This window comes from Mesorhizobium sp. IMUNJ 23033 (genome assembly GCF_044778005.1).
In the GTDB taxonomy this organism is placed as follows: domain Bacteria; phylum Pseudomonadota; class Alphaproteobacteria; order Rhizobiales; family Rhizobiaceae; genus Mesorhizobium; species Mesorhizobium amorphae_A.
On record NZ_JBJACT010000024.1, the window covers coordinates 63,018 to 75,862 of the forward strand.

A 12,845-nucleotide genomic window follows, 5' to 3' on the forward strand; every position below is an offset into this window, starting at 1 on the left:
GCATCCGTCGATACGGCCGGGGCATTCGTGAGGCCGCTGTCGGGCGACAACGAAGCCATGATTGGGCGGGCTGCCTTGATTGATGTCCAGTCAGCTTGCGGTGTTGGCGTCCGCTACCTGTCGGTCGGCGTCGGATCGCTCCACCAGCAGCTTGCCGAGATGGCGGGCGAAGAAGCGCTGGATGTCGTCCATGAAGGTGTAGACCACCGGGACATAGACGAGGCTGAGCACCGTCGAGGACAGCAGTCCGCCGACCACGGCGATGGCCATCGGCGCGCGTGTCTCGGCGTCGGCGCCGATGCCGAGCGCGATCGGCAGCATGCCGGCGCCCATGGCGATCGAGGTCATGACGATCGGCCGGGCGCGCTTGCGGGCGGCGTCTAGCAGCGCCTCGAAGCGGCTGAGGCCGCGCTCCTTCTCGGCGACCAAAGCGTATTCGACGAGCAGGATCGAGTTCTTGGCCGCGATGCCCATCAGCATCAAAAGGCCGATCAGCGACGTCACGCCAAGCGCATTGCCGGTGATGAGCAGGAAGCCGAGCGCGCCGCCGATCGACAGCGGCAGCGCGACGAGGATGGTCACCGGCTGCACGAAGCTGCGGAACAAAAGGACAAGCGTCAGGTACATCAGCAGGATGCCGGCGGCGATCGCCGTGGCAAAGCCCGAGAACAGCTCCTGCATGCGGGCGGCGTCGCCGCGCGCCAGCTCGTGCACCCCGGCCGGCAGGTTCTGCATGACTGGCAAGGCGCCGATCGCCGTGGTCGCCTGGCCAAGGGTGAGGCCGGAAAGATCCGCCTCGATGGTCGCGCTGCGGCTGCGGTCGACCCGCGTGATGCTGTTCGGGCCGGCGTTGAAGCCGATATCGGCCACGGCGCCGAGCGGCACGGTGCCCTTGCTGCCGGTCAGCGGCAGCATTGCGAGCTTGGCCGGATCGTCGATGGCGCCGTCGGGCAGAGTGACGACGATCGACACCTGGCGGTCGCCGAGATTGAATTTCGCCAGGCTGGTGTCGGTGTCGCCGATGGTGGCGATCTTGACCGTCGCGGCGATCTCGGTCGGCGTGATGCCGAGTTCAGCCGCCTTGGCGCTGTCGGGACGCACGATGAGCTCCGGTTTGGTCGTGGCGGCGGTCGAGGTCGGGTTGATCAGGCCGGGGACCGATTTCATCTGGTCGATCAGCGCGTCGCTTACCTTCTCAAGTGCGGTGCCATCGTCGCCGACCAGGGTGATCGACACTTTGGCGCCGGAAGAACCGTCGGCGCCGAACTGGATGCGGGCGCCCGCAATGTCGTTGAGCTTGGGCGAGGCTTCGGCCTCGAATTCCTGCTGGCTGACCGTGCGTTCTGCGCGCGGCTTGAGGTTGACGGTGACGGTGGCGGTGCGCACCTCGGCCGAGCTCGAGCCCTGGTTCGGCCCGCCGCCCGAGGCAGCAGCCGTGCCGATGGTGGCAAAGATGCTGTCGACGGCCGGCTCGTCCTTGAGCCGCTTGGTGATGTTTTGCACGACGGCCGTCGTCTGTTCGATCGTCGAGCCCGGCTGCAGTTCGACGGACATCATCGAGCGGCTGCGATCGGTCGCCGCCATGAATTCGGTCGGCAGTTTCGTTGCCAGCGCCATCGAGCCAGCGAAGAAGGCAATGCCGGCGAACAGTGTGATCCAACGGTGGTCGAGCGCCTTGCGCAACAGCCACAGATAGCTCGGCACCCAGGCCGGCGTATCCTCCTCGCTATGGCCGCCGGCACGCACCAGATAGGCGCCCATCAGCGGTGTGAGCATGCGCGCTACCAGCAGCGAGAACAGCACCGAGACGCAGACGGCGATGGCGAAGCTCAGGAAGAACTTTCCGGGAATGCCGGGCATGAAGGCCACCGGCAGGAACACGGCGACGATGGTCGCTGTGGTCGCCACCACGGCAAGCCCGATCTCGTCGGCCGCCTCGATCGCCGCCTGGTAAGCGCTGGCGCCGGTCTGGCGCATATGGCGCACGATATTCTCGATCTCGACGATGGCGTCATCGACGAGGATACCGACCACCAGCGACAGGGCAAGCAGAGTGATGTTGCTGAGCGAGATGTCGAAGGCCGCCATCACGGCAAAGGTCGGGATCAGCGACAGCGGCATGGCGACCGCCGACACCAGCGTCGCCCTGATATCGCGCAGGAACAGCCAGACGACGCCGACCGCGAGCAGGGCGCCCATCCACAACGCCTCGAGCGCTGCATCGTAGCTTTCCTGCACGAAGCCGGACGAGGAGGTGACCTCGGTGAATTTCGCCGCGGTGGACTTGGCACCCATTTCGGCGATCGTGGCGCGCGCGGCCTTGACGACGTCGATCTCGCTGGAACCGACCGACCTGTAGACGTTGAAGGCCACGACCTGCCTGCCGTCGAGATAGGCCGCTTGGCGCGGCTTTTCCCAGCTGTCGACCACGGTGCCGAGATCGGAGAGCTTGACATCGCCGGCGCCTGAAAGCGCGATGCGGGTATCGGCCAGCGCCTCGACGCTCGTGGCACTGGCCAGCGTGCGCACGGACTGTTCCTGGCCGCCGATGGCGGTGCGGCCGCCTGGCTGGTTGACGTTGTTGGAGGCGAGCGTCTGGCTGACATCGCCGGCGCTGATGCCGAGTGCCGCCAGGCGATCCGGATCGAGCTCGACGCGGATGACGCGGTCGACGCCGCCCGAGCGGGTGATCTTGGAGACGCCGTCGACGCCGAGCAGGGCCTTGGCGACATCGTTGTCGATATACCAGCTCAACGCATCGGGCGACATGGACGGCGCCTCGACCACATAGGTCAGCACCGAATTGCCCGTCGCGTTGACCTTGGCCACCACCGGTGTCTGGGCCGCAGCCGGCAGGCTGGACTGCACTTCGGATACAGCGTTGCGGACGTCGTTGGTGGCGGTCTCAGGGTCGGTGCCGAGGGTGAACTCGACCGTGGTGACGGAAGAACCCTCGCTGATCGAGGTCGAGACGTCGTCGACGCCTTCGAGCGTCGCCACGGCATTTTCGACCACGCGCGCGACCTGCACCTCCATCTCGCTCGGCGCGGCACCCGGCTGCGCAACCGTCACCGTGACCGTCGGCAAGTCGATGTCGGGCATGTTGTTGGTGCGCAACTGCATGAAGCCGTAGAGGCCGGCAATCGTCAGCGAGAGGAACAATACGATGGTCGGAACCGGGTTGCGGATCGACCAGGAGGAAATGGCGTTCATTGGGCTGTCTCCGTCGAGGGCGCGGAGGCGTCGGCCTCGGCAGAGGCGATGCGAACCAGATTGCCGTCGCTGAGGAAGCCGGCGCCGGCGACGACGACGCTGTCGCCTGCCGACAGGCCGCTCTCGATGGCGACGCGGCCGTTCTGGCGTGCGCCGGTTGCGACGGAGCGCGCGCTGACCTTGCCTGCGCCATCGACGACGAAAACCGCCGGCTGGCCGTCATGCCAGACGAGGGCCGCCTCGGCGACGCTGAGCTGCTGCGAGGCAGCGGTGGCTATCGACACGCGGGCAAACATGCCGGGCTTCAGGCCGGAGCCTTCGCCGAGGCCGACATAAACGGTGGCAAGCCGCGTGGTCGAATTGACCGTCTCGGCAATGGAGGAAACGCTGCCGGCAAAGGCGCGGCCGGAAGCGTCGGTGACGCTCGCCGACTTGCCAACCGAGATCGCCGCCAGGTCCTTTTCGGGGACGAGGACGCCGACCTCCAGCCTGCCGTCGCGGATGATCTTCATCAACTCGGTGCCGGCCTGGATGATCGAGCCGGCGACAGCGGGCTTGCTGGAGACGATGCCGTCGAAGGGGGCGCGGATGGTCGTCCGGTCGAGTTCGGCCTGCAATCTCTCTGCAGCGGCCTCGGCCTGTTCGACTTGCGCCTGGCCGGTCTTGACGGCGGTTGCTTTCTCTTCCGCGGTCTCGGCGCTGACAGCGTTGCTGGCCAGCAGCTTGTTGGCGCGGGCAGCGGCGGAGACTGCCGAGTCCAGCGTCGCTTGGGCTTGCGCGACCTCGGCCTTCTGCTCGGCGAGCTGGGCCTTGAGCAGCGAGGCGTCGAGGCGCGCGACGACATCGCCCGCCTTGACGTGGTCGCCCTCGGCAACCAGGACATCGGTCAGGCGCAAGCCGCTCTCTTCCGCGCCGATCGTTGCTTCCTGCCAGGCAGCGACCGTGCCGGTGGCGCTGACGGAAGATTTGATGGCATCGGAACGGACCGTCTCGACGGAAACGGTCAGCGTGGCGGCCTGAACCGGCGCGGCCGTTTGCGCAGCGGGTTCGGCCGAGCCGCGGCCATAGGCGTTGAGCACCGCGACAACGCCGGCTGCGACCAAAACGGCCACAAGGAGAAGATGGCTCTTACGCAATTTTCTGGTCATGATCTTTGGTGCTCAAACGTATGGAAATTGGAAGCGACAGGCGGTAGGCGGCGAAGCTCAACCGGACCGCGCCCTTCAGCGTGTCGGCCGGCAGGGTCGGCGGCATGGCGCGAGCGAAATGACCGATCGGCAGGGACGGCGGACCCATCGCCGCGATCAGCCGCAGCATCATCAAGGCTTCCCACATTGTCGTGCTTTCGTTGCTCGATGACGGCCGGGCAAACCGGCCGCCATTTTGGGACAAAAGAGACCGGCCGGCCCGCGAACGGGTGGTCAACGGGCCGGCCGGCGCAACCGGTCAGAGTTGCGAGCCATTCTCGGGCGGCGGGAGCTGCCTGCCATGGTCAGGAAGACCTCCGGGACCGGCTGCGGCATCCGGCGGGCTGCCCCAGGGACCGAGGGGTGGTCTGTGTGGCCGTTCCGCCGAAGCGAGGATTTCGAGCTGTTCGGGCGTCAGCTTGGCGCGGAGCGCGGTAATTGCACCCTTCAGCTTGCCGGCCGAAACCGCACGTTTGGTGATGTCGTCGGCGAGGCTTTCCTGACGGGCGAACGGGTCGCGCGGTGCCTGAGCGGCGCTGCCATCGGGGCCGGGCTTTCCGGCGTCGGGGCCGCGTCCACCGGAGCCGCCCGGACCATGATCAGGCAACGGTGGCGTCAGTGTCTCCTGCAGCGCACTGGTGTAGTCGCGCCAGGCGTCGAGCTGCTCGGCCCGAATGCCAATCTTGGTTTCAAGCGCCGAAAGCCGGGCTGCCAGCATGAATTCCGGCGGCGGTCCCATGCGCTGTGCGCCGAAGCGCAGCGGGCCAAAACCTTCCGGCCGGTGCCGCGTCGGTCCATGCGGACCGGGTTGCATCGGACCCTGGTCCGGGCTGTCCTGCATGGCCACTATTGGCGGTTCGTCGCCCGAGGGGGCGCCAGGGTCGGCTTGCTGCGCCAGCGCCGGATGAATGGCGGCGACCGAGAAGAGGCCGAGGGCAAAAAGTCTGCTTCGCATGATGTTTTCCTTTCCCACATGCTTCGGATGGCTGGAGGATAGGAGGCGTCTTTTGCCGCTTTGCTTCGGCGCGTTGCCGAAGGTTTCCACAAAAGGGAGATTTGTTTCCGAATGTTTCTGTTCGCCGGCCGGAAACATTCGGTTGCAATTTTCCATGCCGCTCGCCTGCGGCTCTCCCTATAATCAAGAGCGAACAGGCAACCGGGCGAAGAATGCAGGCACAATCCCATATCCTAGTCGTCGACGATGACCGCGAGATCAGGACGCTTCTCGGGCGCTATCTCGACGGCCAGGGCTTTCGCGTCTCAGTGGCGGCCGACCGGCGCGAATGCGAACAGAAGCTCGGCACGGGCCAGTTCGACCTGATCGTGCTTGACGTCATGCTGCCCGACGGCTCTGGGCTCGATATCTGCCGCGCCTTGCGCGACCGCAAGCCGCATATTCCGGTGATCCTGCTGACGGCGCTGAAGGAAGATGTCGACCGCATCATCGGGCTGGAGCTTGGCGCCGACGACTATCTCGGCAAGCCGTTCAATCCGCGCGAACTCACTGCCCGCATTCGCGCCGTGCTGCGGCGCTCGGCGCCGGAAGAGGCCGCCCCGCCGCGCGTGCGCGTCTACCAATTCGCCGGCTACAGGCTGGAACCGGACACGCGCAAGGTGACGGATGCCGAGGGCGCGCTCATCGACCTCACCGGCGCCGAGTTCGACCTGCTGCAGGTCTTCCTCGACCGTCCCGGACGGCTCTTATCGCGCGACCAGCTTCTCGACCTGACGCAAGGCCGCGAGCGCGATCCGCTCGACCGCTCCGTCGACGTGCTGATGAGCCGGCTGCGGCGCAAGTTTGGCGACACCGGCGAAGGGCCTCTGTTCAAAACGGTGCGCAATGGCGGCTACCAGCTCACCGCCCGCGTCGAGACGGCGGAGGCCGAGGCATGAAGTCGCTGCGCCGGCGCCTGATCATCCTGCTGGTCGTCTCGATCGTCGGCGTTGTCGGCCTTGCAACGATCGTCGCCATCAAGGTGCTTGGCGGGCCGTCGCCCGAGTTGAGCATGGGGCCGGTGGCTCGTCAGATCCAGTTGATGGTGCAACTGGTCCCGGGCCACGTGCCGGGCGCCGGCGACGCGCCGGTCAATCTCAGCGATCAGCCCGCCGATGGCGTCGAGGACCAAAGGCACACCCGTGTGCTCAACCACATCATGCACGAGTTGGGCCTTGATGTTTCGGCCGTCGTCAGCCGCAATGTCGGCAGACCCGGCATGGTCGCTTCGGTCGCGCTGCCCGACAATCGCTGGATGATCGTCGATGTCCCCGATTTCGGGCCACCGCGAGATGCCTGGTTCGTGCTCTCGGGCTGGATCACGCTGATCGTACTGGGCGCTACCGCCGTGTCGGTCTATTTCACCGCCGTGCTGGTGCGGCCGCTGGAGATGCTCGAGACCGCGGTCAGCAAGATCGGCTCGGACGGCGTTTTAGCGGCGGTGCCTGAGGAAGGGTCGGCCGAGGTCAGGGCGACCGCGCATGCGCTCAACCAGCTTTCCGCCAGGCTGAAGACGGCGATGGAAAGCCGCATGCGGCTGGTCGCCGCCGCCGGGCACGACCTCAGAACACCGATGACGCGGATGCGGCTGCGGGCCGAATTCCTCGACGACGATCGCGACAAGTGGCTTCACGATCTCGACGAGCTCGACCGCATCGCCGACAGCGCGATCCGGCTGGTGCGCGAGGAGGTGAACCAGGATGCGGTGGAGCCGGTGGAGCTCGACAGGCTGGTCCGTGATATCGAAACCGAGATGATTTCGGCCGGCCATGCGGTCTCGATCGACCATCTCGACAAGGTGTCGGTCAAAGCCGGCGCCCTCGGGCTGCGCCGCGCGCTGCGAAATCTGATCGTCAACGCCGCGACGCACGGCAAAAGCTGCACCATTGCGCTCACCGGGCAGGGTGGCCGGGCCGTTCTCACCATCGCCGATCGCGGGCCCGGCATTCCGCCGGACCTCCTGAACAAGGCGTTCGAGCCGTTTTTCCGGGTCGATCCGGCCCGCGCGCAATCTATCCCCGGCGCGGGGCTGGGCCTCGCGATCGCCAAGGAGATCATCGAGCGCTACGGCGGCACGATCCGGCTGGAGAACCGGCAGGGCGGAGGGCTGCTGCAGACGGTGGTGTTTGGCGCGGTTTCCTAATGGACCGGAGCCGTTCAAGCCCTGCCAAATCGAGACGATCTCGGCCTCGCTCGCTGCATCGTGACAGCGCGACCGTTGCGGGCCTGCGAATTTTGGCAGTACAACGTTTTTGCGAGGATGCCACCATGACCATACGCGGGACCATGCTTTGCGCGGCAGCGATAGTGATTGCGGCTACAAATTTCGCAAACGCTCGGCCCGACACGCGAAAGATGACCTGCGCGCAGACCCAGGCGTTGATCCAGAGCCAGCATGCGACAGTGCTGAGCACCGGACTGAATACCTATGATCGCTATGTCCGCCATTTCGGCAATGACTGCGATGCTCCTTACGTGCCGATGGTTGACTATGTCCCGACCGGTGACGGTCAGTGCATGGTTTATCGGTGCGAACAGCCGGCGCCAATGGTTCCGTTTTGATCGGAGGCAGTGCCGCTTTCCCGGCTTTCACGGAATCTCAGACATGGGCCGACGCTGCTCACTTGACCTGCTCGATCTCCGGAGCTGGCGTCTGGTCAATCACTGGAGCCGGCGTGCAAGCTTGCCCCTTGCATGCCTCGACAGGATCCTCGGCCGGCGGCAGGCAATTTTGTCCTTCGCAATGAACTGGCGGCCGCTCTGGCGCTGCTTCGTCGCTCGGCGGAGCAGGCTGATCCTCAGCGCGAACGGCCGCTGGTCCTACCAGGCCCATCATGGCCGTGCACAAGAGCGCTATGCGAAGCAAGTTCATTTCCGCCTCCGCGGCTGACAGCAAGCAGAACTTTACGCTCTCGATCTGAGGCCGACATCCTATCACCCGCGAACGACGTTAACAGCGCGTTTCCGCCCAAGGAATGCGCTCGGCCTTCACGCCCTGGGAGGATGCCATGGCCGATGGTGGAATGAACGTCACGAGGTTCGAATCCAAGTCCCACAACAACCCGGATGAAATTCGGGCGCCCGACAAGACACGTGTCGAAGTGGTCCGGCTTCCCGGCTTCACGATCGGGCGACTCAATATGGAGCCCGGGTTGAAATGGCCCGAGTGCGTGAAGCCTGTCGTCAAGACGGACAGTTGTCAGGTGTCGCATGTCGGCTACGTCGTATCCGGAACCTTGACCGTCAGATTGAATGACGGGACCCCAGAAAACGTTCGGGCAGGGCATGTCCTATACAATTCCGCCCGGCCACGACGCCTGGGTGGAAGGCAACGAACGCTTCGTGTGCATCGAAGTCATGAGCGCCGAGCAGTACGCCAAACCGGCATAGGGCAGGCGCAGAGCTGCAGGCTAGGCTGCAACGGGGTGGCGGGTGTTGCCGCGCCGCGCGTCACCGTTCGCCTTGGCGGACCATTTGCAAGGTCAGTCTCGCAACAGCCAGCACGGATATCATTGAGCCGTCACCAGAGGAGGTCTCAATGGTTTCCGCGATTGCAAGTCAACATCGGCATGTTCCGGAAAATCAACTGAAAGCGGCAAAGCCGGAAACAGGTGAAGGATTTGCGCCGGGCAACAGCGCAGACAGCGTGGGACATCGCGCCAAGGCGATGGTTGCCGAAGCCGGCGACACGGATCCTGGTGCGCAAGGCCGCGCGGCATCGACGATCGCCAGGATGGACATCACAGTTTTGACGCCGCCACCCGAAGAAGCACCAGCGGAGTAGGCTGAAGGACCGCCACTGACTAGACGTGGCACCGACTGGAGCTTGGGATGGCGCGTCACGATGGAAGAGATTCTGGAGCGACGAAGGCGCTGCACTTTCCCAAGCTCAACGTGACCTTCTGGTTTGACGGGTCGGAAATGGTTGGGCTCACTGCAAGAGATCCGGAAGGATGAAGAACGGCCTTCAGCGCGCGCTTACGCGGCGCGCGCAGGCCGGTCCGGGGCCGCGCATATAGTGGAGTTCCGGCCGGTAACGCGGTGCAACGAATTCGCGAACGTCTGATGCCAACCGAGTGATCAAGGCCCACCGCTCCATGACACATTCTCTGCAATACGCCGCTGCAGTAGGCTGTTCATTTCCGATTTTTGTCTGGGCTATCCACAGTCTCGCGGTCATCGAAGCGCTCCCTATGACCTTGTGACGGCCGGCGGACATGATGGCAAAATCCGCGACGTCGATGCCGATGCGATCTCTGCTGATTGACTGCTTGAACAAAAGACCGAGTCGGATTGGGTCGCAGTCAGAAATCCCCAAGAGGTCTCGGACAACCAAAGGGCTGCTCCCAGGGTCGCGGCCAAGAATGCTGCGGGAAGGCCGAACAGAAGCTTACGCGACATCATTGTCCCAACCTCACATGCCGGTATCGAAATGGAACAGCGCCTTTGCGCCCGGCATGTCTGAAATCAGAGGGAGCAAGAACCGTGCCACGCGTACCCGCGCACGACAGCTGTCAGGTGTCGCACGTCGCTACGTCGTATCCGGGACCTTGACCGTCAGATTGGATTCAGCGAAGCGGGCTGCCGTCCTCTATTTTCCCGCGACCTGCGTTAAAATATCACGTACCGATCTGGAGACGCGTCGTGGCCAAGGCCAGCAAGCGCCCATTCAACGTCAACGTCTTCCTCAACACCGTGGACGGCGGAAGGACTGTAGCGACCTATCTCAAGAATGAGACTGTCTATTCGCAGGGCGACCCCGCGGATTCCGTCTTCTACATCCAGAAGGGCAAGGTCAAGGTCAGCATCCTATCGGAGCAGGGCAAGGAAGCGATCGTCGCTCTCCACGGCAGCCGGGGACTTCTTCGGCGAAGGCTGCTTGTCCGGCCAGCCGCTACGCCTGGCTACAGTCTCTGCGATGGTGGACAGCGTCGTCATGCGGCTTGATAAAGCATCGATCACGCGGGTGCTCAAAGAGGAACCGAAGTTCTCTGAGGTATTCATGTCATACTTGCTGGCCAGGAACGCCCGCGTCGAAGAGGACTTGGTGGACCAGCTTTTCAATTCGAGCGAGAAGCGCCTGGCGAGGTTGCTCCTGCTGATGGCAAACTTTGGCAAGGAGGGAGGCCCGCAGCCCGTCATTGCGAAGATAAGCCAAGAGACGCTGGCTGAGATGGTCGGCACCACGAGATCTCGCGTGAGCACCTTCATGAACAAGTTCCGCAAGCTCGGGTTCATTAAGTACAACGGAGATTTGGAGGTTCACAACTCTCTGCTGAATGTGGTCCTCCACGACAATCCTCACCTCAGGGGCAGGGACCTTTGAGGAACCTGTTCTGTATGGAACAGCCAAGCCACTTGCACTCGTGCTAGGTTCTCACGTCGGTTCCGCCCCCCCGGACCGGCCCTACAACCGTGAGACCATCTCGGTGCGGCAACTGCACGACTGCCTGCAGAGTCCCAGTTGTGTGCGTCAGCAAGATGGCTCGGCGTTGTCGGTGACTTCGGCGCGTCCGTCCCAGCCCACCCAACCCCCCAGCGGACGCGCCGGCACCGCCGTTGCGCCGCGGCTGGGGGCGATGTGGAAAAATCGCTTTGTCAGGCCGTGATGGCATTGGCCCGCCGGCGCATTTCGCGGGCTGAAGCTGTTGGACGGAACTCGCGCCTGATATTGTAATCAATCGTGCAGCGGCAAATGCGGCCAAAATCATCAAAACCGCTGTGATGTTCAGAAAGATCGACGACGCAAGAACGGTGCCGCCATAGTCGTAGCAACTGGCGAATTGCATGGCACTTTCCCCTTCAAAACCCACCTGATCCAGCGGCCCCAAACCGCCCTCATGCCTAACTATGATCCATACCAGCCGCGGGCGCTGCCACAGGCGGGCGCCAGGGCGCTTGAGGCGCTTCGCCGGTGTAGGGACAGCGACCAGCACAGCGCGCTCCGGCGGGGGCCATCCGAAGTTGCCACATCAAGGAACGCAACGCGGAACCAAGGCGTTGAAGAAGCGATGTTAATCAACGTGGGGGCTGTGGATGAGCTCTCTTCGTGAAAAGCCTAGCCTAGCGTTCCATGCAGAAGCGGAACGCCACGCCCGCCTCGAAAAGAACGCCCGTCTGAGGGAATTGCGATCTCATGCGTCTTGGCTGGTGTTCGATCCGCATGCTCCGTTTCACGATGAGATCGATTGCTCGGCTATTTTTGAAAGGGAATGCGTCCGCCAAGGCGTCCAAGGGCAATAGCGTGCGGCTGACACTGCCCCACAATGGGTCATTTGCCTTGGCATCAGAATTGCAATGTCAGCAATGCCGGGTGTTGGGCCCGGCAATTGGGGCGGCTGGGGGGCCTCGCCGCTTCGCAAATGGAGCGGCGAGGCTTTTTCTGTGCTGAATTTGGTGCCAGCCCTAGCCAAGGCGCTGGCCTGCGCCGCTGGCACCAGAATTGCTGCGTTAGCAACGCCGAGCGTTGGGGCTCGGCAATCAGGAGTGAGTGGGGGTCCCGCCGCTTCGCAAATGGAGCGGCGGGGCTTTCTGCTCTGCGGGCTGTTTTAGCAACCCTGCAACAAAAGCCAGGGCGGACCGTTTGCAATTTGCCAGATACCACACTCTGGCTACCTCAGACCCTCCCGTTGGCTCCGGCCGGCGGGCTTTTCGGGGAGACGAAGCCGCTCTGCAATGGAACGCAAACTGAAGCTGCAGCGTTCAGTGTCTCGGCCTGACACGTCAGCCAGCGGATTTCGGAAACAGCAAATGAAAAAGGTCTATGAAAAGCCCACGCTTGTGAAGCGCGAGAAGCTCACCGAGATGACCGCTCAAATCGTCGTTTCGGGGGTGACCATCTTCTCGGCGATCGACCATCGTGATGGGGGCTCGGCGGGCTGATGAGGCCTTGCGGCGCTTCGCGGCAGGGCCAACTCACTTTTCGTCTTTATAGGATTTGGCGGCCTCATCGATCTTTCGCCAATCGTTGCCGTGTCGACGCACAAGCTCTCTTGCCTGGTTCGGCGAGACGTCATGCGTTTCGACAATGTGGCTCACTTCCGCCTCCTCGCCTTTTAGCGGGCGCGTGCGTGGCTTCTTGGGCGGCCGAGCCGCGTGATCTCGTCTTGGCACGAACACTCTCTCCGGCTTTGGGTTAACAACCGGCCAGCATTAGAAAGGTTTCATGTACAGAGACGAGCCATTGTCTCGCCGGTAGCGCCAGCGCCATGATCGCGATAGCTGGGCGGGGAGATGGGTTGTGGTATCGTCGGCGAAAGGCCTGACACCCTCTGCAGTGTTAACCACGTTGCTATGTTGGGTCGAACCCGCGGTGTGTCGTTGCCGTTGCGGACCATGGAAGATCACAAAGCGAGATTCCGCTATCGCCCCGAACCGTCGGGTACTTGGAGGGAGCACCTCCTTATCGGTAGGACCTGGCAGCGCGCCAAGGTGGCCTGCGACCGGCTGAG

9 protein-coding genes and 1 pseudogene are annotated in these 12,845 nt (G+C 63.7%); 6 read left to right on the top strand and 4 right to left on the bottom strand.

All coding sequences use genetic code 11. The annotated features are described in order from the left end of the window. Window positions 1-90: 90 nt before the first annotated feature. The 4 genes from ACFX5Q_RS23660 to ACFX5Q_RS23675 form a co-directional block, all read right to left on the bottom strand. Window positions 91-3,213, bottom strand: coding sequence for an efflux RND transporter permease subunit (locus ACFX5Q_RS23660; protein ID WP_404281914.1), 3,123 nt, complete (start codon window positions 3,211-3,213; stop codon window positions 91-93). After that, a complete protein-coding gene (locus ACFX5Q_RS23665) occupies window positions 3,210-4,361 on the bottom strand; it encodes an efflux RND transporter periplasmic adaptor subunit (RefSeq protein ID WP_404281915.1) in 1,152 nt (383 codons plus the stop codon). Before ACFX5Q_RS23665 ends, ACFX5Q_RS23660 begins: the two co-directional genes overlap by 4 nt. Then, the gene (locus ACFX5Q_RS23670; RefSeq protein ID WP_404281917.1) at window positions 4,342-4,533 is read right to left on the bottom strand and encodes a hypothetical protein; all 192 of its coding nucleotides are present in this window, start codon (window positions 4,531-4,533) and stop codon (window positions 4,342-4,344) included. The genes ACFX5Q_RS23665 and ACFX5Q_RS23670 overlap by 20 nt, the downstream gene beginning before the upstream one ends. Before the next feature lie 126 nt (window positions 4,534-4,659). Beyond that, window positions 4,660-5,355, bottom strand: a complete 696-nt coding sequence (locus ACFX5Q_RS23675; protein ID WP_404281919.1) for a hypothetical protein — start codon at window positions 5,353-5,355, stop codon at window positions 4,660-4,662. 212 nt (window positions 5,356-5,567) lie between these two features. Here ACFX5Q_RS23675 and ACFX5Q_RS23680 point away from each other — a divergent pair, with 212 nt between their 5' ends. The 6 genes and pseudogenes from ACFX5Q_RS23680 (at window position 5,568) to ACFX5Q_RS23705 (ending at window position 12,276) form a co-directional block, all read left to right on the top strand. Beyond that, window positions 5,568-6,293 carry a response regulator gene (locus ACFX5Q_RS23680; protein WP_404281921.1) on the top strand — a complete coding sequence of 242 codons (726 nt, stop codon included), beginning with the start codon at window positions 5,568-5,570 and terminating at the stop codon, window positions 6,291-6,293. Then, complete coding sequence (locus ACFX5Q_RS23685; protein WP_404281923.1) at window positions 6,290-7,537, top strand: ATP-binding protein; 1,248 nt, start codon at window positions 6,290-6,292, stop codon at window positions 7,535-7,537. The genes ACFX5Q_RS23680 and ACFX5Q_RS23685 overlap by 4 nt, the downstream gene beginning before the upstream one ends. Window positions 7,538-7,662: 125 nt before the next feature. Continuing rightward, on the top strand, window positions 7,663-7,956 hold the full coding sequence (locus ACFX5Q_RS23690; protein ID WP_404281925.1) for a hypothetical protein: 294 nt from the start codon (window positions 7,663-7,665) through the stop codon (window positions 7,954-7,956). Between the two features lie 976 nt (window positions 7,957-8,932). Beyond that, a complete protein-coding gene (locus ACFX5Q_RS23695) occupies window positions 8,933-9,178 on the top strand; it encodes a hypothetical protein (protein ID WP_404281928.1) in 246 nt (81 codons plus the stop codon). Window positions 9,179-10,038: 860 nt separating this feature from the next. Then, window positions 10,039-10,720 (top strand): annotated as a pseudogene (locus tag ACFX5Q_RS23700) (Crp/Fnr family transcriptional regulator). Window positions 10,721-12,144: 1,424 nt separating this feature from the next. Further along, window positions 12,145-12,276 carry a hypothetical protein gene (locus tag ACFX5Q_RS23705; protein WP_404281930.1) on the top strand — a complete coding sequence of 44 codons (132 nt, stop codon included), beginning with the start codon at window positions 12,145-12,147 and terminating at the stop codon, window positions 12,274-12,276. Window positions 12,277-12,845: the final 569 nt, after the last annotated feature.